The organism is Pontiella agarivorans (assembly GCF_034531395.1).
In the GTDB taxonomy this organism is placed as follows: Bacteria; Verrucomicrobiota; Kiritimatiellia; order Kiritimatiellales; family Pontiellaceae; genus Pontiella; species Pontiella agarivorans.
The window spans coordinates 309,937-331,183 of record NZ_JARVCO010000012.1 but is presented as its reverse complement, the minus strand read 5'-3'; the positions used below and the strand labels follow the sequence as shown (position 1 = coordinate 331,183).

The 21,247-nt window shown below is 52.6% G+C and carries 21 protein-coding genes; 15 read left to right on the top strand and 6 right to left on the bottom strand.

What is annotated here, in order from left to right; translation table 11 throughout:
* Nucleotides 1-2: 2 nt before the first annotated feature.
* From P9H32_RS14480 to P9H32_RS14470, 3 genes are read right to left on the bottom strand one after another with little or no spacing between them, the layout of a single operon-like run.
* Nucleotides 3-1,352, bottom strand: a complete 1,350-nt coding sequence (locus P9H32_RS14480; protein ID WP_322609625.1) for a Gfo/Idh/MocA family protein — start codon at nucleotides 1,350-1,352, stop codon at nucleotides 3-5.
* Nucleotides 1,353-1,405: 53 nt separating this feature from the next.
* The gene (locus P9H32_RS14475; RefSeq protein WP_431311707.1) at nucleotides 1,406-2,806 is read right to left on the bottom strand and encodes a Gfo/Idh/MocA family protein; all 1,401 of its coding nucleotides are present in this window, start codon (nucleotides 2,804-2,806) and stop codon (nucleotides 1,406-1,408) included.
* A 10-nt stretch (nucleotides 2,807-2,816) separates the two neighbouring features.
* Nucleotides 2,817-4,238, bottom strand: a complete 1,422-nt coding sequence (locus P9H32_RS14470) for a Gfo/Idh/MocA family protein (RefSeq protein WP_431311706.1) — start codon at nucleotides 4,236-4,238, stop codon at nucleotides 2,817-2,819.
* A 203-nt stretch (nucleotides 4,239-4,441) separates the two neighbouring features.
* Between P9H32_RS14470 and P9H32_RS14465 the strand changes: the two genes are divergently transcribed.
* From P9H32_RS14465 to leuB, 7 genes are all read left to right on the top strand, one after another.
* Nucleotides 4,442-5,203, top strand: coding sequence for a 3-keto-disaccharide hydrolase (locus P9H32_RS14465; RefSeq protein ID WP_322609622.1), 762 nt, complete (start codon nucleotides 4,442-4,444; stop codon nucleotides 5,201-5,203).
* Nucleotides 5,203-6,123 (top strand): 3-keto-disaccharide hydrolase, encoded by a 921-nt coding sequence (locus tag P9H32_RS14460; protein WP_322609621.1) that lies wholly within the window; start codon nucleotides 5,203-5,205, stop codon nucleotides 6,121-6,123. Before P9H32_RS14465 ends, P9H32_RS14460 begins: the two co-directional genes overlap by 1 nt.
* Before the next feature lie 20 nt (nucleotides 6,124-6,143).
* Nucleotides 6,144-7,145, top strand: a complete 1,002-nt coding sequence (locus tag P9H32_RS14455; RefSeq protein ID WP_322609620.1) for an AEC family transporter — start codon at nucleotides 6,144-6,146, stop codon at nucleotides 7,143-7,145.
* Entirely contained in the window at nucleotides 7,142-7,780 is a 639-nt protein-coding gene (locus P9H32_RS14450; protein WP_322609619.1) for an ABC transporter ATP-binding protein, read from the top strand. Before P9H32_RS14455 ends, P9H32_RS14450 begins: the two co-directional genes overlap by 4 nt.
* On the top strand, nucleotides 7,777-8,559 hold the full coding sequence (locus P9H32_RS14445) for an ABC transporter permease (RefSeq protein WP_322609618.1): 783 nt from the start codon (nucleotides 7,777-7,779) through the stop codon (nucleotides 8,557-8,559). The genes P9H32_RS14450 and P9H32_RS14445 overlap by 4 nt, the downstream gene beginning before the upstream one ends.
* A 223-nt stretch (nucleotides 8,560-8,782) precedes the next feature.
* On the top strand, nucleotides 8,783-9,562 hold the full coding sequence (locus P9H32_RS14440) for a hypothetical protein (protein ID WP_322609617.1): 780 nt from the start codon (nucleotides 8,783-8,785) through the stop codon (nucleotides 9,560-9,562).
* Between the two features lie 208 nt (nucleotides 9,563-9,770).
* Nucleotides 9,771-10,856, top strand: coding sequence for a 3-isopropylmalate dehydrogenase (gene leuB, locus P9H32_RS14435; RefSeq protein ID WP_322609616.1), 1,086 nt, complete (start codon nucleotides 9,771-9,773; stop codon nucleotides 10,854-10,856).
* A gap of 46 nt (nucleotides 10,857-10,902) precedes the next feature.
* On the opposite strand, the gene P9H32_RS14430 is transcribed toward leuB, so the two are convergent.
* From P9H32_RS14430 to P9H32_RS14420, 3 genes are read right to left on the bottom strand one after another with little or no spacing between them, the layout of a single operon-like run.
* Nucleotides 10,903-11,463 (bottom strand): nucleotidyl transferase family protein, encoded by a 561-nt coding sequence (locus P9H32_RS14430; RefSeq protein WP_322609615.1) that lies wholly within the window; start codon nucleotides 11,461-11,463, stop codon nucleotides 10,903-10,905.
* The gene (locus P9H32_RS14425; RefSeq protein WP_322609614.1) at nucleotides 11,453-11,944 is read right to left on the bottom strand and encodes a CinA family protein; all 492 of its coding nucleotides are present in this window, start codon (nucleotides 11,942-11,944) and stop codon (nucleotides 11,453-11,455) included. Before P9H32_RS14425 ends, P9H32_RS14430 begins: the two co-directional genes overlap by 11 nt.
* 30 nt (nucleotides 11,945-11,974) lie before the next feature.
* Nucleotides 11,975-12,463: a peptidylprolyl isomerase gene (locus tag P9H32_RS14420; RefSeq protein ID WP_348534502.1), complete on the bottom strand. Its 489-nt coding sequence runs from the start codon at nucleotides 12,461-12,463 to the stop codon at nucleotides 11,975-11,977.
* 297 nt (nucleotides 12,464-12,760) lie between these two features.
* On the opposite strand from P9H32_RS14420, the gene P9H32_RS14415 reads away from it, so the two are divergent.
* The 8 genes from P9H32_RS14415 to P9H32_RS14380 all read left to right on the top strand — a co-directional run bounded on the left by P9H32_RS14415 (nucleotide 12,761) and on the right by P9H32_RS14380 (nucleotide 21,247).
* The gene (locus tag P9H32_RS14415) at nucleotides 12,761-13,735 is read left to right on the top strand and encodes a lysophospholipid acyltransferase family protein (protein WP_322609612.1); all 975 of its coding nucleotides are present in this window, start codon (nucleotides 12,761-12,763) and stop codon (nucleotides 13,733-13,735) included.
* A 61-nt stretch (nucleotides 13,736-13,796) separates the two neighbouring features.
* On the top strand, nucleotides 13,797-15,173 hold the full coding sequence (mgtE, locus tag P9H32_RS14410) for a magnesium transporter (protein WP_322609611.1): 1,377 nt from the start codon (nucleotides 13,797-13,799) through the stop codon (nucleotides 15,171-15,173).
* A 9-nt stretch (nucleotides 15,174-15,182) separates the two neighbouring features.
* Nucleotides 15,183-15,920, top strand: coding sequence for a DNA repair protein RecO (gene recO, locus P9H32_RS14405; RefSeq protein WP_322609610.1), 738 nt, complete (start codon nucleotides 15,183-15,185; stop codon nucleotides 15,918-15,920).
* Nucleotides 15,917-17,140 carry a glycosyltransferase family 4 protein gene (locus tag P9H32_RS14400; protein WP_322609609.1) on the top strand — a complete coding sequence of 408 codons (1,224 nt, stop codon included), beginning with the start codon at nucleotides 15,917-15,919 and terminating at the stop codon, nucleotides 17,138-17,140. The genes recO and P9H32_RS14400 overlap by 4 nt, the downstream gene beginning before the upstream one ends.
* Complete coding sequence (locus tag P9H32_RS14395) at nucleotides 17,137-18,294, top strand: glycosyltransferase family 61 protein (protein WP_322609608.1); 1,158 nt, start codon at nucleotides 17,137-17,139, stop codon at nucleotides 18,292-18,294. Before P9H32_RS14400 ends, P9H32_RS14395 begins: the two co-directional genes overlap by 4 nt.
* Before the next feature lie 7 nt (nucleotides 18,295-18,301).
* On the top strand, nucleotides 18,302-19,471 hold the full coding sequence (locus P9H32_RS14390; RefSeq protein ID WP_322609607.1) for a glycosyltransferase family 4 protein: 1,170 nt from the start codon (nucleotides 18,302-18,304) through the stop codon (nucleotides 19,469-19,471).
* Nucleotides 19,458-20,273 carry a hypothetical protein gene (locus P9H32_RS14385; RefSeq protein WP_322609606.1) on the top strand — a complete coding sequence of 272 codons (816 nt, stop codon included), beginning with the start codon at nucleotides 19,458-19,460 and terminating at the stop codon, nucleotides 20,271-20,273. The genes P9H32_RS14390 and P9H32_RS14385 overlap by 14 nt, the downstream gene beginning before the upstream one ends.
* Entirely contained in the window at nucleotides 20,270-21,247 is a 978-nt protein-coding gene (locus P9H32_RS14380; protein ID WP_322609605.1) for a glycosyltransferase family protein, read from the top strand. The genes P9H32_RS14385 and P9H32_RS14380 overlap by 4 nt, the downstream gene beginning before the upstream one ends.

Below are 21,247 nucleotides of genomic sequence, written 5' to 3'. Positions count from 1 at the left end.
TTTTACAGCTTATAATACTGCTCCCAGCCCTTGCGGACCTCGTCTTTCAGCAGACTGTCGGCCAGTTTATTATTGGTAATCCGGCGGGTTTCGCGGTCAAAGTGCAACTCACCACCAAGCCGCTGTGCCAGACAACCGAGCACCAACACCTGCGAAAGCGGCCCCGAAACGGAGAACGGCGAACGGGTTTCCTCTTCGCCCTTACAGGCCAACAGGAAGTTGGTATAGTGGTCGGAATTCTTGCCGAAATTTTTCGGCACATTGCCGGCTTTCAGCAGTTCACGGTATTTTTCGTAAGGCAGAATCTGAAGTGTGGAACCGTGGCTGTCCCCTTGGAACACATAGTCCTTTGAATAAATAAACTTGCCCGGTTTATCCTTCTTCAGCTCGCGACCGGCAAATTCTTTCGGAATCGGCGGAAGATTTTCCTGCCCGTCGTACCAGTCGATATCCATCGCCGGCATGTCACCACGTGCCGGAAAGGCAAAATTGATGGTCGTCGCCAACGGAAAAATCAGATCATTGGGCTGAACCCATTTTGTGGCCGAAATTTTCTCCGGCATGCCCAGCTCAAGGAAGCGGTGGATCGTGTCCAGAATATGAGCGCCCCAGTCCCCGAAACAGCCGGTACCGTACTGATACCATCCGCGCCAGTTGCCGGGATGGAATTTCGGATCGTAAACATTCGGAGTCGGCGTGACGCCCAGCCAAATATCCCAATCGAGTCCGGCCGGCTTTTTCGCACCGGTCGGATAAGCCTGCAGATCGCCCCACGGATGCCAGCGGCGCCATTTGTTCATGTAGGCATCCACATGCGTGACATCTTTGATGATGCCGGCCTCTTTCCAGGCTTTGAACTGAAAATAGTTATCGCCGGAATGGCCCTGGTTTCCCATCTGCGTCGGAACCCCGTATTTCTTTTCAGCCGCCATCAGCAGGTCAATTTCCTGGAAAGTGCGGGCCAGCGGTTTCTCGGTATAGACCGGCTTTCCATGGGCCATCGAAACCATCGAAATCGGAAAATGCTGATGGTCCGGCGTCAGATTAATGACGGCATCAAACTGATTGGACATTTCATCAAACAGTTTCCGCCAATCCTGATAGACCTTGGCATTGGGATATTTGGCCTTCATGGCCTGCATGTTCTTGTTATCCACATGCACATCGCAAAGGGCTACGACATTCAGAATGCCTGAACGCTCGAAATTGCTGATAATGCGCGGACCGCGCCCGCCTACGCCGATCCAGGCCACATCGACTTTTTCATTGGCCCCAAGCACCCGGCCCGGAATCATGGATAGCGAAGCCGCAGCGCCGCTGGCAAATAAAGCATTCCGTCGGTTTAAGTTCATATTTTTTCTCCTGTTAAACGGGCACCTCTCCTTTTGAAAAATGCCGATCCTGCTTACACGTTATAATACTGTTCCCAGCCCTTGCGTACATCATCCTTCAGCAGAGCATTGGCCTTTTTACTGTTGGTAATCTGCTGCGTTTTGCGGTCAAACTCAAACTCGCCGCCCAGCCGCTGAGCAATACAGCCGAGCGCAAACATCTGACAGAGCGGTCCAGCCACCGAAAACGGGGAACGGGTCTGCTCTTCACCACGCACCGCATTGATGAAATTCTGATAGTGGTTGGAATGCTTCCCGTAATCCTTGGTAACAACTCCATCGACCAACATCTGTTTAAACTTATCGTATGGAATCACCTGCAACGGACGATGATGACTGTTGCCATGAAAAACGAGCTCTTTGGAATAGATGAATTTTCCTGGCCCGCCGGGGTTGCGATCGCCCATTTCCTTCGGCTTCGGGCACCAGTTTTTCTGTCCGTCATACCAATCGATATCCATCGCCGGAAGTCCGAGGCCGCGTTCCGGGAACTGGAAATTAATAACCGACTTCATCGGGAAAATATAATCGTTACGGCCTTCGATCATTTTTGTGCCGAACTTTTCGGGCAGTCCAAGTTCGAGGAACTGATGAATGGTATCGAGGATATGCGCACCCCAGTCACCGAAACAGCCCGTGCCGAACTGATGCCAGCCACGCCAGTTTCCATAGTGCAGCTTATCGCTGAAATCAACGCTCATGGGCGTGGTGCCCTGCCAAACCTTCCAATTCAACGTGGCCGGCACGTTCTGCCCGGTCGGGTAACCGGTCACATCGCCCCACGGATGCCAGCGCCGCCAATTGTTCATATAGGCATCCACATGCGTAACATCCTTGATAATCCCCGCTTCACGCCACGCTTTGAATTGGAAATAGTTATCGCCGGAATGGCCCTGGTTCCCCATCTGGCAGATCGCATCATATTTTTTTTCGGCCTTCATGAGGAGATCACATTCCTGGAAAGTGCGCGCCAGCGGTTTTTCCACATAAACCGCAATGCCCAGTGACATCGCATGCATCGCAATCGGAAAATGGGAGTGGTCGGGCACCCCGATACAGACCGCATCGATCTGATCCCCCATTTCATCGAACATCTTCCGGAAATCGCGGTATTTTTTCGCCTTCGGATATTTTGCGGCATTGTGGGCCGGAGTGATGGTCGCTTTGCCCCAGCCCAGCTGTCCTTTGGAGTCCTCTTTCACCGGCGAGGAACTGTCGATATCCACATCGCAGATAGCAATCAGATTGACGTATGGATTTCCGGCGAACGCACCGGTAATCCCCCCGCCCTGCTGCCCCAGTCCGATCGCGGCAAAATTAACTTTTTCATTTGCGCCGAGCACCCGGCCCGGAATCATGGCCCAGCCGGCTGCAGCCGCGCCGGCCCCCAATGTCGTTCTACGTGAAAGCTTCATCATCATTTTCCTAGATTTTATAATACTGCTCCCAACCTTTGCGGACCTCGTCCTGCAGCAGGCTGTTTGCCCGTTTATCGTTGGTGATCTGCTTCGTCTTTCGATCGAACGTGTATTCCCCTCCCAGGCGCTGGGCAATACAGCCGAGCGCAAACATCTGGCAGAGCGGTCCTGCCACTGAAAACGGCGAACGCGTCTTTTCATCACCGCGTACCGCATGAATGAAATTGGCATGATGCGTCGAATGCTTGCCGTAATCCTTGGAAACCTGACCGGACCGCAGCATATCCTTGAATTTATCCAGCGGAACAATTTGAAGCGGACGCCCATGGGTTGAACCTTTAAATGTGAGATCGTCGGAATAGATGATCTTTCCGTTCCCCCAGAGTTCCTTGCCCTCGTCTCCGCCCAGCTCTTTCGGCATCAGAGACCGATTGCCCACGCCGTCGCGCCAATCGATGTCCATGGCCGGCAGGCCCGGTCCGCGTTCCGGGAACTGGAAATTAATGGTCGATTCCAGCGGGAAGATATAATCATTTCTGCCCACCAGATGCGTCGCGGAAATTTTTTCCGGCAGGCCCAAATCCAGAAATTCGTGAATCGTATCAAGAATGTGTGCGCCCCAGTCGCCGAAACAGCCCGTGCCGAACTGGTGCCAGCCGCGCCAGTTTCCATAATGAAGCTTATCGCTGAAATCCACCGGTTTGGGCGTAGTGCCTCTCCAGACATTCCAGTTGACGCCGGCAGGCATTTTTTCACCGCCCGGATAGCCGGTCACATTGCCCCACGTATGCCAGCGCCGGATCCCGTTCATCTGGGCATCAACATGGCGGACATTTTTAATGATTCCCATCTCGGTCCAAAGTTTGAACTGATGATAATTATCGCCGGAATGCCCTTGGTTGCCCATCTGCGTCGGCACCTTGTATTTCTGTTCCGCCTGCATCAGCAGTTCACACTCCTGAAACGTGCGCGCCAGCGGTTTTTCCACATAAACCGGTTTACCCATCATCATCGCCGCCATTGTGGCCGGGAAGTGGGAATGGTCTGGCAGGCCGATACAGACCGCATCGATCTGATCCCCCATTTCGTCAAACATCTTCCGGAAATCGCGATATTTTTTCGCCTTCGGAAACTTTGCCGCATTGGCGGCCGGCGTGGCATTCGGATTCATCCAGCCGCGAACCGAATATTTCGGGTTCACATCTTTCGGAACCACCGGAGAATCGCTGTCGATATCCACATCGCACAGCGCAACCACATTCACACCCGGCTGCCCTCCAATTGCACGCAGAATATTTCCACCCTGCTGACCAATCCCGATCGCCGCAAGATTCACCTGATTATTTGCGCCAAGCGCCCGGCCCGGAATCATGGCCCAGCCGGAAACCGCAGCCCCCGCGACCAATGTTGTTCTTCTCGAAAAACTCATCATCAATCTCCTTGTATATTCAGCCGGCCACTTCTAATGCGCACAACTATCAGAACATTTATCAATTGAACCTTGCATACTCAAATCTAATTTGTAACTTTTAATTACAAATATTCCCCGCGCTGTCCAGTTACACGGTATGGTGAGCGTTGGGTGCATGAACTGTTTAATGAATAAACGCCACGGAAACGGAGATTTATACCATGAAAAAGCTGTTATTTTTCGCCTTGTGCGCAACGGTGCTGGTTCCTGCAGTACAGGCCAACACGATTTCTGAAAGTCAGCGGAAATACATTAAAAAATATGAAAAGCAGAAAACCATTCCGACCCCGGAGGAGATGCTGATCAATACGGACAAAGAGCCTGACCTCTGCTGCGGCTTCACTCCGCTTTTCAATGGGAAAGACCTCACCGGATGGACCCCCCGCGGTGGAAAATCAACTTTTGAAGTCGTCGACGGAGCCATCAAAGGATCCTGTGTCAAAGGTTCCCCCAGCACCTACCTCTGCACCGATAAATCGGATTTCAAAGATTTTATTTTCACCTGCGAAATGAAGTGGCTGGTCGACGGCAACTCCGGCGTCATGCTGCGCGCCATTGCAGCCCCCGGCGGAAAACAGGGCTTCGAAAACATCAAAGGTCCGCAGGCTGAAATGGAAGGTTTCAAACCGAATACCGGCAGCCTCCGCGGCTGGTCCGGCGGAATCTACGGACAGGGCTACGGCGGATGGGAATATCCGCTCTGGCTCGAAGCCCACAGCGAAGTGCGTAAACAGCTTAAAAAAGATGACTGGAACCGTCTAACCGTCAAAGCCGAAGGCGATACCATCAAAACCTGGCTCAACGGCGTTCCGGCCGCACACTGGAAAACCACTGAATATATGCAGGGATTTTTCGGTCTGCAGGTCCATGCCGGACATCAGGGAACCATTCTGTGGCGCAACCTTAAAGTGAAAGAACTCTAATGAAAAAACTGCTGATTCTTCCTGCCGTAGCCCTGGCCATCGGCACCTGCGCCAAACCCGCGCCGGTCCCCTCCTACTCCTCTGTGACCGAGGCCGAAAAGGCTCATCCCGATTTTTCAATGGTTGGAGAATATATTTCCAACGATGGGAAAATTGCACTTCAAGCCAACAAACTGCCCGGCGGCAAATTCCTCGTTGCACAATATGCCGGCGGACTCCCCGGCATGGGCTGGAATCAGTCCGCCATCGTCTCCGCCCTGAAAACCCCGGACGAACTGAAAACCGCCGTACAGAATTTCCAGAAGGTGGAACGCGTCTCTCCAACCCTTGGAAAACCCCAGCCCGACCATGCCATTCTGAAATTTCCCGAAGATTTCACCAATGTGAAAAACGGATTTCTGATGGCCGGCGGAAAAACCCGGAAAAACATCGGCTCGTTCTCGATGCATCTGGAATTCATGCTTCCGTTCAAACCGGACCGCAACCTCTCAAGCCAGGACCGCTGCAACAGCGGTATCTACATCTTCAACAACTACGAACTGCAGGTAATGGATTCATTCGGCCTCGACTTTGAGCATCCCGAAAACAATGCCAATACCATTAATTCCAAAAATTATCAGTGGTGCGGAAGTCTATATAAAAAGAAACTCCCCGATGTAACGATGTGCTACCCGCCGCTGCGCTGGCAGACCTACGACATCGACTTTACCGCACCGGTTCTGAAAGACGGCGAAAAGGTTGAAAACGCCCGCATCACAGTCCGGCACAACGGCGTACTGATTCACGATGACGTAGAGCTCGAAACCGGAACCGGCCTCGGCGCAAAACGGCCGCAGCTTGCCGAAGGCCCGATTTTTTTCCAGTCTCACGGCACCCCGGTCATATACCGAAACGTCTGGGCAACCCCGCTGAAAAATTAAGCTGAAATGACTGAGGTGCGTTGTGCAAAAAAAGCACCGCACCTGAATCGTCACTTGTCACACACATCGGCAATCTCTACCTTTGGCGCATGTTTATTCTCAACAGCATCGCCCCGATTTTTCTGCTGATCCTGCTCGGCAAAACACTTCAGAAAACCGGTTTTATGCCTGAGGTGTTTTTCAAGAGCCTCAGCCGTTTTGTCTTCTGGTTTGCCCTGCCGTCACTGCTGATCAGCAGTATCAGCCGGGCAGATCTTAACTTCCCGACCATTTCACGGATTCTGGGAATCTTTTCCCTCGGAACCGTGCTCAGTCTGGCCTTTGCGTGGGGCGTCGCCAAAGTCTTAAAACTTCCTGCACCGAAAACCGGAGCCTTTATTCAGGGATCGTTTCGCGGCAACGGAGCATTTGTCGGCCTGCCCGTCATTGTCTATTCCCTGGGCAGCATCGATGCCTCCGCGGAACAGCTCGCCACCGTTGTACTGGCCCCCGTCGTTGTCATATTCAACATTCTTGCCGTAACCGTTCTGCTGCACTATGGAAAAGACAAACACAGCACTGGAGATTCCATTTCCACCTTCTTTCTGCAGATGGTAAAAAATCCGCTGATTATGTCCTGCGTCACCGGCATTGCGCTCAACCTGCTGAAACTGGAACTCCCCCTTTTTCTAAACCGTTCCCTCGAAGCCCTGGGGCGCGCTGCACTGCCCATGATTCTGATGAGCATTGGCGCAAGCCTGGCCGTCGAAAAACTTAAAGGAGCCGCCTCGCCCTCCCTGATCGCCTCGCTCATCAAAGTGGCCGTCACCCCCGCCATCGGATTCCTGCTGGCTGGATTTTTTGATTTATCGGTCACTGAAAAAATGATCGCCATTTTCTTTCTCGGCTGCCCCACCGCCGGCATGTCCTATGTCATGGCTGATGTAATGGGATCCGACTCCACCCTCGCCGCCCGTATTATCGCGTTGAGCACGCTGCTCTCCGCCATCACCCTGCCTGTCATTATCGCGGTTGGACTATGATTCATTTTGAAAATATAACCCTGAATGTTCCCGGACAGACCCTGCTGAAAGAAACCGGGCTGCGGATCGCACCCGGCGATAAGGTTGTCATACGGGGACCATCCGGAAGCGGCAAAAGTTCACTGCTGAAAGCCGTAGCGGGCGCACGTCCAATCCTTGGAAAAATTTCAGTCGGCGGCATCGCACTGACCGCAGAAAGCATCGCGGAAATTCGCCGCCGCATTGCATTCATCGGCCAGGAACCGATCCTCGGTGCAGAAACCGTCCGCGAGGCACTGCTCCTGCCGTTCACCTACAAAGCCCACCGCGGAAAACAACCGGACGATCAAACAATTTTCCAAACCCTGGAAAAACTGCATCTCAAACCCGGGATTCTGCAGAACGAAGCCAAGCGTATATCCGGTGGTGAAAAACAGCGCATCGTCATTGCTCGCGCCCTGCTGCTGAATAAAACCCTTTTCATTGCCGATGAAATCACCTCCGCCCTTGATCCTGAGAGTAAACAAGCCGTGATAACGCAGCTTCTCCACAGCGAATTCACCGTCCTGTCCGTTTCCCACGATCCCGACTGGATCAAGGCCAGCACCCGCATCATCGACATCATCAACAGCAAACTGCAGGAGGCCGAAGTATGATCGTCGAAATGGATATACTTTCCACACTTTCGATGTTTGCGCTGCTGCTCATCCCGATCGGCATCTTCATCTGGCTGCATCTCGGCCTGGTCCGTGAAACCGTCATTTCCGCCATTCGAATGGCGGTTCAGCTTCTGCTCGTCGGCATCTATCTCAAATATATTTTCCAGCTGAACAACGGGATTATGAATCTCATCTGGGTACTGATCATGATGGTTGCCGCAAACCTAAGCGTACTCGGAAAATCAGGGCTTAAACGAAAGATTTTTTTCTGGCGCACCTTGACCGGGATTGCAGTCAGCACCTTCATCGTCAGTGCATGGTTCATTCTGGTCGCCATTCGCCCGGAACCCTTCTACGACGCACGCTATATGGTTCCAATCATTGGAATGATTCTGGGCAACTGCCAGCGCAGCAATGTCATGAGTCTCGAACGCTTCTTCAGCGGCATCCGAGCAAATGAACAGGAATTCATGACCTACCTCATGCTCGGTGCCTCCCTTCACGAAGCCATCCGCCCCTACCTGCGCACATCACTGAAAGCCACCGTCAACCCATCAATTTCCACCATGGCCACCATGGGCATCGTCTCCCTGCCCGGCATGATGACCGGCCAGATCCTCGGCGGCGCACTGCCGATGCCCGCCATAAAATACCAGATCGGCATCATGCTCTGCATCTTCACCGCCATGGTCATCGCCGCCCTCATCAACATCCTGCTCAGCCTGCCCGCGGCATTCGACGATCACCAACGCCTGAAACCTGATATTTTTCAATAAGCCGAAACCCGATCCTTTAATTTAAAAACCACAAATTTCATACATTGCAATGTATGAAATACCAATTCACTCAATAATATTTATTCATAATAAATATCATACATTGCAATGTGTGATTTTTTCATACCCAACAACTTGTAGAAAAATCCTGCTTCCGGCATTTTTCCGAAGACAAATTCAGCAAAAATAAAAACGTATGTTATGCTGTTCCCGGAGCGATTTTATGAAAAGCAACACACCCTATATCCTGATTGGAATCGCGTCTTTTGCGGCCCTGATCAGCATCGGAGCGGCCATGACTCTGGCGGCGAAGCATAAAGCGGTCAAAGCAGAGAATTTTAAACTTAAAACACAGATTGCCCAAATGGAAGCGACGCTGCCCGACGTTTCCAAAGAACCGGAAATCATCTATCTGACCCACAACGGCGACACCAATGACATCACGGCACTGAAGTCTCAACTGGCCGAAAAGGAAGCGTTACTGCAGGCTTTTCAGTCGAATACCAACCGCCCGGAACAGCGGGACCGCAACAATCGGCAATCCTTTGAAGAGCGTATGGCGCAAATGAAAGAGGAGGATCCGCAAGGTTATGCCGAAATGATCAAGCGACGGGAAGAACGCTCCAGCCAGATGCGCTACAATCTAGCGGAACGCACCGCGACATTTATGGATATCAATACCTCATCCATGACAGAGGAGGAGCTCGCAAACCATGAACAGCTCATTGCCCAAATGGCACAAATCTGGGAAATGACGGAACTGTTTCAGGATCCTGAAGCCGCACCGGACCGCGAAACCATGCGTGAAATGATGGAAGTGGCCCGCGATACGCGTCCTCTGCTTGAAACCGAACGGGAAGTCATGCTCAAACAACTGGGCGCAGATTTGGGCTACGAAGGCGAGGACGCCGAAGCTTTTGCTCTGTATATTGGTGAGATCTATGAAGCCACCACACTAAATATGCCGGGTGGCCGTGGGCGCGGAAGCAGTCGAGGGCGCTGATCATCCTTCCAGAATCCAGAAAAGCGCCGGATAATACGGGTTTGCACTATTTGCAGGTCCACGTATAATTCCGCGCTTATTTTTTAAACAGCCGCAGGCGCATCTACGGATTTCCCTGCGGCAGTTATGTGTTAATCGTTAAGGTTATCCGTTTTCCAGATAACCATTAACTAATAACCGGAGCGGACAGGCTCCAAGAGGAAGAATCATGTCCAGATCATACAATATTACCCTGCTTCCGGGCGACGGCATCGGCCCTGAAGTGATCGCGGAATCCGTCAAAGTACTCGACGCCGTATCGGAAAAAGCCGGTTTCAGCCTGAATTACACCGAACAGAATGCCGGCGGGGCAGCCATCGATGCGCACAGCGACCCGATGCCTGATTCCGTAGTCGAAACCTGTAAAAAATCCGACGCCGTCCTGCTCGGTGCGGTAGGCGGCCCGAAATGGGACGAACTCACCGGGGCCATGCGTCCGGAAAGCGGTCTGCTCAAAATCCGCAAAGAACTCGGTGCATTCGCCAACCTGCGCCCGGTCACGGTTCCCGAATCACTGGCGGAAAATTCCCCGCTGCGTCCGGAAACCGTAGCCGGTCTGGATCTCTTCACCGTTCGTGAACTGACCGGCGGCATCTACTTCGGCGAGCCTCGCGGTACCGAAGGAGAAGGCGATGAAAAAAAATCATGGAACACCATGGTCTACTCCGTTGCCGAAATTAAACGGGTTGCCCGCGTGGCATTTGAATGGGCCCGAAAACGCCGCAACAAAGTGACCAGCGTCGATAAAGCCAACGTACTCGACGTTTCCCGTCTCTGGCGCGACACCGTGATTGAACTCCATGCCGCGGAATATTCCGACGTGGAGCTGGATCATCTTTACATCGATAATGCCGCAATGCAGATGGTTGTGAATCCCCGTCAATTTGACGTGATCCTGACCGGAAATATTTTCGGTGATATTCTTTCCGACGCTTCGGCCACACTCGGCGGTTCACTCGGACTGCTGCCATCCGCCTCCGTCGGTGGTCCGGTCGGCATCTTCGAACCGGTACACGGCTCAGCGCCGGACATTGCCGGACAGGGCAAAGCCAATCCGTTTGCCATGATTTTATCGGCCGCAATGATGCTCGACACTCTGAACGAAAGCGACGCAGCCAACGCGATCCGCGCCGGTGTTGATAAAGTTCTGGCCGACGGCTACCGCTCCGGCGACCTGTGGAAAGAGGGCAACACCCTGGCCTCCACCACTGAACTGGGTGATCTGGTGAAAGATGCCGCTCTGGCAGCGCTCTGATTCATGAACACATGAAAAAGAAAAGGCGTCCGAGCGGGCGCCTTTTTTATTGGTTTCGCAGCGCCGTTGAGCTGATATCCGCCCGGAACAGGTCTTCCGGAACTGGAATAAACAGCGCCTTGAATTCTTCAGGAATGACGACATTTTCCAATGTCTGGAACCGTCCGCGGTGAAGGCGGCCGCCCACAATAAACTTCGTTTCCAGAGTTTGGAACTTTTGCAGCATCGCCGGGACGTCGGGATGATATTTCGGGTCGATGAGGCGAATCGCGGTGTCATAGCCCAAAACAAACCAGGCACCGGGAAAAAGTTCGGCTTTTTCAATAAATGTGGGTGAACGGGTCAACACCACCGGCAGATCAATTCCGGAAAGCCGTCGATGAATTTCTTCGCGTTCCAGCGCAGGCTTATCCACATTTTTTACAGAAAGTTCCAGCACGCCGTTCCGTCCGCTTAGGTTTTCGGCGGTTTTCAGCAAGCCCCGATGTCCCGGATGCAGCGGATTGAAGGAACCGGGATAAAACAGCGGATTTGCAGGCAGTTTTTCACAGCCCATCAGCACATGGTCAATTCCGCCGTCGAGCAGCTGCTGCAGTTTATCGTTCATCGTGTTCCCCTACAAAATCGGCGAGCAGCGTAAGGAGTATTTCGCTGAGCGTCGTATCCTGTTCGGCACGCGTACCCGGCTCCAGATCAATCCGTTTGCAAACGGTCTTTTCCAAAGACTGGATACAGATATAAGCGCGGTCAGCCCCTTTGCGCGCGCGATTGGTTTGAAGTGCGGCCGTGCAGGCAACGCCCAGCGTTCCCGATTCCAGCGCTTTTGCGGCCATCAGCCGCGCGGCGGCTTCAGAACAGGCGGAGACCGGCTTATCCCCGAGAAATTTTTCGAGAGCTTCGGCGCTGTAGGGAATGCGCACATCGAGCACAAAACGCGAGGCACCGGGATGGACCAGCATGGCGTGCACGGCGGCAATGCCCCCGCCGGTAACCGCCCAGACCGAGCGGAAACCGCTGGCCTGGATTCGTTCGATGGTTTTGTTTCCAATCATTGGAAAAAAATAAGGCGCAACAGCCGGTGCTGTCACGCCTTGGTTTTCCAATGTTTGGAACTATTTTCAGTCGATCACGGTGACTTCGTTGATGAATACGGGCTCAACCGGCACATTCTGGTGAGGACCGGCGTTACCGGTTTTCACGCCTTTAATTTCGTTCACGACGTCCATGCCTTCAACCACTTTTCCGAAGACGCAGTAGCCCCAGCCGTCCTGCCCGGGATAGTTGAGAAATGCATTATCGTTTACATTGATGAAAAACTGGGCACTGGCGCTGTGCGGATCAGGCGTACGGGCCATGGCAATGGTTCCGGCATCGTTTTTAAGTCCGTTTTTCGCTTCATTCTCAACGGTATTCGGAGCGTCTTTCTGATTCATGTTTTCATCAAAACCACCGCCCTGAATCATGAAACCGTCCATTACGCGGTGAAAGATGGTGCCGTTGTAGTGGCCGGATTTTGCATAAGCCAAAAAGTTAGCGACCGTTTTCGGGGCTTTTTCGGCATCGAGTTCGAGGTGGATATCCCCCTTCGACGTTTTCATTAAAATCATAACAGTATTCCTTTCTTCTGGCTTGGGTTCGTCAACAGCGGCCGAAGCGGGAGTCGCTTCCACGTTTTCAGTCGGCGTTACAGGTTCCGCAACAACAGCTTTTCCGACGGATTCATCCGTTTCAGCAACGGGATCGATACGGGCGGTTCGGCAGCCGGACATCAGTCCGGCCACGGCCAACAACAATATAAAACGCTTCATTCTTCACTCCTGTTTCGGGGTTACAGCAATGTGTCGAAAAATATTGGTATGTCTGAGGGTTGTCGATAAAGTTTCCGCTCATTTTTGGATCTCACTATGCCGACCCTGAAGAGAAAAATTAAAAGAATCATTCGGAAAATCCGACGCGCAGTACGCCGTCCGTTTGAGGCGGCGGGATATGTCTTTCTGAAATGGACGATTCCCCTGCTGCCGCGGAGGATGGTGATCGGGCTGGCCCGTTTTGCCGGATGGGTCGCGTTGCGGCTGCCGATCCGGGAACGGGAGGTGGGGCTTAAAAATCTGGATGCGGTTTTCGGCGATTCCAAAAGCACGGCTGAGAAAAAGGCGATTCTTGCCACTTCGCTGGCCACCTTCACACAAACCATGTTTGATGTATTCTGGTTCTCAAAAAATCCGGCGAAGCGAATTGCTGATTTCGTAACGTTTGATCCGTCACCGCTCGTAGAACGTTTTTTTGAAGACGGGGCGGTAATCTGCATTACGGCGCATATGGGCAGCTGGGAGATTCTCGGGCAGGCTACCGCCCTGCGTGGAGCGGATCTGGCGAGCATTGCGGCAACCGTGAAAAACAGAACCGTGGACCGCGTCCTGATTGAACTGCGGGAAAAAACAGGGCAGACTATTATTCCTCAGAAAGGGGCACTGAAAACGCTGATTTCCAGACTGCGGAAAAAAGGGAAAACCGCTTTTGTACTCGATCAGCATACCGCCCCGGAAAACGGTGGCATTACCGTCGATTTTCTGGGGCTTCCAATGTCTGTTTCCGCCGCTCCGGCAGCTTTGGCTTATCGCACGGGAACGCCGGTTTATTTCGGTTTCAGCATTCCCGATTCTACAGGCGGTTACCGCATAGAAATCACCGATTCGCTGAAACCGCCTGCCTTTCAAAAAGAAGCGGATATGGACGGCATCGTGCAGCAGCTGACGCAGAAAATTGAAGACCGGATTTCCGCACAGATTCATAAATATCCGCAATTCTGGCTGTGGTCGTATAAACATTGGCGCAGGCAGGCTGGCGGCAACTATCCCGCCAGCTATCCAGACTATTAAAAGCGTAGACTCACCTCCCTCAAATCCGTATGGTTTGCCGCAGCTTTAAATGAGTTAAAACATGTCGGACGTCAATCGGATCAAAGAACGGATCAATTTCTGCATTAAAGGGGAACTTTGGGAACAGATTCCGAAGTTTTTCGAAGAACTGCATCCCGCCGACATCGCCGAAATCATCAACCACGCGCCGGCCAGTTCATACAAACAACTCTTCGAAATGCTCGGCGACGAGATTAAGCCGGATGTGCTGGCCGAACTCGATGACAAAGTCGAGGCCGATATTCTTGACGAGCTGACTGATGAAGAGATTTCGGACATCGTCGAAGAGATGGCTCCGGACGACGCCGCCGATGTGCTGGGCGAACTCGAAGATGAGCAGCGCGAAGATATTCTCGGACTCATGGAAGAGGAAGAGTCGGACGAAGTTCGCGAACTGCTTCAATACGATGAGGAAACCGCCGGGGGGATTATGACCCCCGACTTTGTGGCGGTGCAGGCTGATATGACCGCTGCAGAAGCCACCGATTTCATCGGCTCTCTGGATCTTGATGAACCGGTTTATTATGCCTACGTCGTAGATTCCAAGGGCCGGCTGACCGGCTGGATTCAACTTTGGGAACTGCTGAAACATGGAAACCGCAACCAGACGCTCGCGGATCTGGCAGAATCCGAAACCATTTCCGTTCATACCGACGCCGACCAGGAGGAGGTTGCACGACTGGCTTCAAAATACGACCTCAGCGCCCTTCCGGTACTGGACTGGCAGCACAAACTCGTCGGCCGGATCACCATGGATGATATTATGGACGTCATGGAAGATGAAGCCTCGGAAGATATCTTCAAACTGGCTGGTTCCAGCGAATCTGAGCTGGAATATACCTCAGCTCTACATGCCTCAAAAAGTCGTCTGCCCTGGTTGCTGATCACCCTGACAACCGGGTTTTTCAGTGTACTCCTGCTCAACAGTTACCATGCCTATCTTTCCTTTTCCCACGCCATCATCCTCGGAGCTTTTGTTCCTGTGATCCTGGCCATGGGCGGTAACACGGGCATCCAGTCATCCACCCTGGTGATCCGCGGTATCGCGCTGGGCACCGCCCACACCAAAAACATCCCGAAAATTCTGCTCCACGAAATTACCGCCGGAGCCATTATGGGGGCCATCTGCGGTATTGTATTCGGACTCTACGCCTTATTCGTCATCGGCCGGGAAGAGACCGCCTTCGGACCGCCCTATCTTGCGCTTACCGTGGGCAGCGCTCTTTTCTCCGCCATGGCCTTTGCTGCGGTTTTCGGCGCAGTGGTCCCGGTTATTCTGAACCGGATGAGAATTGATCCGGCTGTTGCATCCGGCCCTTTTGTAACCTCTTCCAACGATATTCTCGCTTTGCTGATCTATTACGGGGTGACCTTTCTGATGATCAGTCTAAGGAGCTGACAGATCACCATGATTATTCGGGCCACAGCTATTCCGCTTGCGATTTATCCCTATTCCAGTACATCACACATTGTCCACTGGATGACCCGTCATCACGGAAAAATATCCACTCTTCTCAAAGGAGCTCTGCGCGCACAGAGCCGGTTCATCGGCGAATATGAACTGTTCAGCACTTCGGAACTGCTCTACTTCGCCAAATCCAGCAGCACCCTGTACACCGCCAAAGAATGTGCCCTGCTGGAGCGGCGCAGCTCGTTCCGGACCAACTGGCGCGCCATGCAGGCAGCCTCCTATCTGGCCGCCTTGTTTAACCGGACCTCGCCGGAGAACGCCCCCCACCCCGAACTGTTTGCGCTGTTCGAAGAACTGCTCGACCTGGCGGAAAACTTCGGCGACCGGCCGCAGTTCATCCCCTGGACAGAGCTGCAGTTCTGCGATGCCCACGGCCATGCCCCGAATCTCGGAAGCTGCATTTTCTGTTCTTCGACGCAATCCCTGAACTTCTGTGCCTCTCAGGGCGGCACCGTCTGCAGCAGCTGTTCCAAAGACCGGAAACTTCCAACCCTTGAAAGCCCGCCGGAAATACTGAGAACTTTACGAAACCTACAGCGAACCGACTCACCCGATGTTGCGGAAAAACCGATTCCGCCGGAACAGGAAAGCGGCATCAGCATCATTCTAAATGCATTTATGCAGGAGCAATTCAACATGAACCCCCAACACCGAATGGCCATCCCTGCAGCATGACCGCTAAAAAGAAAATAGCCTTTATCCACCGTTACGGACTTGAGGGATGGATCTGTTGCGGCGGCCATGCCGTTCCGGCCATGGTGGAACAGCTCCTGCCGGAAACGGAAGTTTATTTCTTCGGCCCCGAAACCACCGAACCCGCAAATGATGCTCTTCGTTCCCGACTGAACCTGCACCTGCTGCCCTGGACATTTGACCGGGCAAATCCGGACCATAAATGGAGCAGAACACTCAAATTCTATCTCGCTCTTCCTGCGATTGGTAAAAAGTGCAGAAAACTGGGTATCGACTTTATCTACTGGGAGGAAACACTCCCGCTCGGTGCCGGAATTCTGCAACGGTTCTATGGCTCAGACATCGGCATCATGGTCATGGACTTCTTTGTTCGCATTTATGCCGAACAACATCCCTGGCTCAATTGCTTCCGCGACCTGGTCGAAAAGTTCGATTGCAAAAACTGGAAAAAAATTCCAGTCGTCTATACTCATGTTGAATATGCAAAGCAGTTTCTGATTGAGCGCGGCCTGCCCTCTGAAAACATTCACGTTGTGCCCAATCCGTGCGATCACTCCAAATTTCACCCGGTCGACGAAAAAGTGCGACGGCAAACCCGAAAGCAACTGGGGCTCTCGGATCAGGACCTGGTGCTGAGTCACCATGGCATCCTCCATCCCAACAAAGGAAACGACTGGATTTTTGAACGTATTGCCGAAGTGAAAAACGAACTCCCCCATCTTAAATTTCTCCTCATCGGCAACGGCCCCGAATACAGCCGACTGAAAAAGCTCGCCGCCAAGCTCGGAATTGAAGACCGCATCATAATGACCGGCTGGCTGCCCGCCGAGGCCGACCTCAATAACGCCCTTGCCTCATCCGACATCGGTCTCGTCATGCGCATCGGCCAGGAAACCGACCATTTCCATATGACCGACACCCTCAACCATGAAATGGCCTGCGGAAAACCCATTCTCGCCGTCAACTTAAAGGGGATCGCCGAATTTATCGATGACCGGACGAACGGCTATCTCTTCAGCGGATCGGAGCCGGAAGCATTCCGCAGCAAACTCATTGCTCTGGCGGGATCAGCCGAAAAACGACGGCAATTCGGCCTCAACGCACTGGCCTTCAGCAAACAGACCTGCAATTATCAGAAATGCGCAGAGCAAACGCTCGCTCCGATTTTAGGTCATCTCGAAGAGGACGCATATCGCGTATGAGCTATCTGGAAAAATACAAAACGGGCTCGTGTCTTTTCCGTACCTTATCCGAAGCCCGCATGCGCCTCCAGGCGGCCCGAAATGCTTTGCGCTACTCGTATCCGGCTCCCGTTGCACTCATTGGAGTACATGACTCCGGGAACGACGGTTCCTATAAAAAATGCACCGATTCCTCTCCCATACCCATTGAAAATACTTCAGTAGTCATTCCGGCAGAAGCCTCCCGCATACTCGAAACACACACGCCTGCCACCTATCCGGAATCGTTTATTTTCCGGTTGCATAACGGACACGTACTGGGCGACGGCACCGTCGTGACCCCCAAAAACAAAATCCTTTCAGAAAGCACCACCGATTTTCATCGCAAACAGAAATACCACCATCTCATCTATGAACGCCGTGTTCCCGCACCGGAACGCTTTAACGGCCGGCTTGCCGTCATTACCTCTCCTGGAAGCGATAACTATTTTCACTGGACGCTGGCCTCCCTGCCACGCCTGAATCTGCTCAATGACATGGACGATGAAATCGATGCCTACTACATCGACTGCTCCAGTCGATTTCATCAAGAATGGATCAGCATGCTCGGCATTTCCGAAAATAAGATTATCGCCGCCGCACCGAACCGCCATATAGAGGCCGACGAACTCATCGTCCCATCTTTCGCCGGACTGCCCAGCCTCCCCACCCCCGCCGGGCTCGATTTTCTACGCAACTTTATACCACCGCACAGCAAAGGACGCCGGCTATACATCTCCCGCGCCGGAGCCCGTCGGCGCCGAATCCTCAACGAAGAGGTGTTACCTCCCGTTTTGCAGAAATATGCGTTCGAAACCATTGAACCCGGCCGAATGACGGTAAAACAACAAATGGAAACGTTTGCTTCGGCGAGCGTAATCATTGCTCCTCATGGTGCGGAACTCACTAATCTGGCCTTCTGCTCAGCAGGAACCCAGGTCATCGAAATGTTCTCGCCCTATTACCTTAATCCCTGCTTCAAACAGCTCGCCGCTGTTCGCGGCCTGCGCCATACCGCACTCGTTGGCAAAGGCGGAACCCGTGTCGTGCGTAAACAGCTCGATGCTCACCATGTGTGGGCCAATATAAATATAGATGCTTTAGCGCTCGAAACAGCACTGGCAACCATGTTGTGATAGAAGGATGGAATCTAGATTTAAAATCGCTATCGTTGGAGGCTCTCTATCCACCTATGGAGGAGGTGCCCCACGTTCCATGGCGCAACAGGCAACGGTGCTGACCGAACAAGGGCACCATGTAGAACTGTTTGTGGGCTTCAGCCGAAAGTATCCGCTGACCCAGGAACAGTTCAGCTGCAGGGAGACGCCGGTCAATGCATCCGTTCTCTGGGGCCCGAGCGTACTGGGACTGTTTCCCCGCGCTTTATTCAAGCTCTGGAAACGGGCCGGTGAATTTGACTTCATTCATCTCAACGGAGCATGGAACCTGACCACCGTTCTCGGGGCCCTCATTGCCCGTTCAAGGAAGACGCCTTATATCATCACCATGCGGGGGCATTTTGGTGAATACCACTTCCGGAGAATGCCCTCACTGAAAAAACTGATCTTCCGGATTTTTGAAAAAACAAACATCCGACACGCCTGCGCAATGCATGCCACAGCACAATGGGAAGTTGAAACGTCAGCGATGGCCCTGCAATACGCCAGACAGGTAATCGTTATTCCCAATCCAGTTGATTTAACCGACTTCAGGAATCCCCCTTTGCGTCAGGAGGCCCGACAGAAACTGGGTCTTTCAGATAAGGACTTTCACATCGTGCATTTAGGCCGACTGGCCAAACAGAAAAATCTGCCTTTTTTAATCGATGTTTTTGCGCAGGCGAATTTAGGAAGCGATTCGTTTCTTACTTTTATCGGCCCTCCGGAGCCGGACCTGAAGTGCGAACTTCTTAACCAGGTTGATGCACTCCAAATTAAAGACCGGGTACGCTTTATAGATTTTGCCAAGGGCAAAGAGCGCAGTAACTGGCTGGCAGCGGCCGATTTATTTGCCCTTCCATCGTTTGACGAAAACTTCTGTATTGTAGCGGCAGAATCCGTGGCCTGCGGAACACAGACTCTCCTCTCCCCTCATGTCGGAGTCACAGAATTCCTGCCGGCCCAGTTGACTCATGTTGCAGAACTTGATCCGAAAAAATGGATTTCTGCTCTTCAGCAATTTAAAGCGGACGCCCTTCCCCAGCGAATCCCGGACCCTGCAGATCTAAGCGGATTTTCAACAGCAAAAGTGTATGCTGAGTGGATGAGCTTCTATCATTCGCAGCAGAGAGCAAACAGCTATGAAGATCAATAATAAGTTATTCCATCAAGTCGACACAGAATATGAACGGTTTCTGGAATCCTTCCGCTCCGTATCATCGGATTACGGAGACAACAAAGCGCACGAATATTTAGTCCGGTATAAAAAAAGAATCAGCACACAGATCACCTGTCAGCTGGCGATCATCAAAAAAGAAAACTTTGAAAATCAACGTATGCTTTCCCTGGGCGGCTGGCCCGGCATTGCCCCTATTATCCTGAACCGCCTGACCGGCGTTCAGAGCACTCTGGTTGATCACCCCGCTCTGCTGACCGGAAATATGGCCGGCTTTTACGAGAAGCAGGGGTTGAAAACCGCTGCCTTCGATTTTGCTAAAGCAGCCGAAATGCCCCTTCCGGTTTCGGGTCCCTTTGAAATGATTGAATGCTGTCAGTGTATCGAGCATTGGAATTTCTCGCCGATCCCTGTATTCCGACAGCTCTTCAGCCATCTGCTGTCGGATACCGGGCGCCTGCTGGTGACCGCACCGAATGCCGCCAGTCTCTACCGCCGGCTGGCAGCCCTGAGCGGCCGGAATCCCTATCCATCGATGCAGTCGTTCATCGATGTAGACACCGAAAAACCGGGAGCAGAGGTTTCCCCGCACTGGCGCGAATATACGCTCGACGATCTGAAAATGCTGGTGGCCCATTGCGGCGGAACCTGCGTTGATACCCGAACCGCCTCCTATCCGCCGGCCAGCTACAATTCACCGGCGCAGCGACTTTACTCCCTGTTCAACAATCTTCATCCCGGCCTCAAAGAAAATGTTGAAGCCATCTGTTCAAAGGCATGACGGCTCAACCTGTCCATCCAGTCGACTGTGCTCCGGTTCTGATTTCCGTCTACGACCGCAAGGCACATCTGCAACGATGCATTGAAGCCCTTTCAAAAAACAGAGAAGCGGCCCGCACCACGCTCTATATCGTCTCGGACGGGGCAAAGGAAGAGCATCATAAACCGGCCATTGATGCCACACGTGAATACATCCGGACGATCGATGGATTTAAAGCTGTCAAGATGCGCTTCCGCGATAAAAACTGGGGCATGCGCGCATCGGCACTGGATGCCATCAACTGGGTCATGAGTGAAAACGACCGGATGATCCGGATGGAAGATGACATCATTTGTTCGCCCTATTATCTGGATTTTATGAACCGGGCCCTATCGACCTTTGAACACGACCCGCGGATCTTCGGAATCTGCGCACACACACATCCCAGATTCACGCCCCCCGAGTCCTACCCGCACGACATCCATTTATGGCAGTCCTTCTCCACCTGGGGATTTGCCATCTGGAAAAACAGATGGACCGCTTTTCTCGCCGATTCAGAAACAGACCACTTACAGCTGAAAGATCCCCGGCAGTGGAAAAAATTCCGCAGTAACCGGCCCATTCTAGGTACACAGGCCCGCTATACCCGCGGAAACCTTCACCTGGATGCCCGTCTGAATCTGCATGTTTTCCTGACCGGCCGCTATGCCGTTTTTCCGAACCGGACACTCACCGTAAACAGCGGATTCGACGGCTCGGGAACCCATTGCGGAACAGGAATCACTTATGCCCGTCAGACACTGAATCCGCACCCCGTCAACCTCCCCGCACATATCGAGCCGTCAAAGAAAATACAGCACAGACTATATAACACCCATTTTTCTTTGCTGAACCACGGCGTTGGAAGTGTATTGCGGAAACTTGGAATTTTTGATCCTCTGTTTAATGCATACAAACAGATAACCGGAACAAACCGCACCGCCGCCGAAAAATAA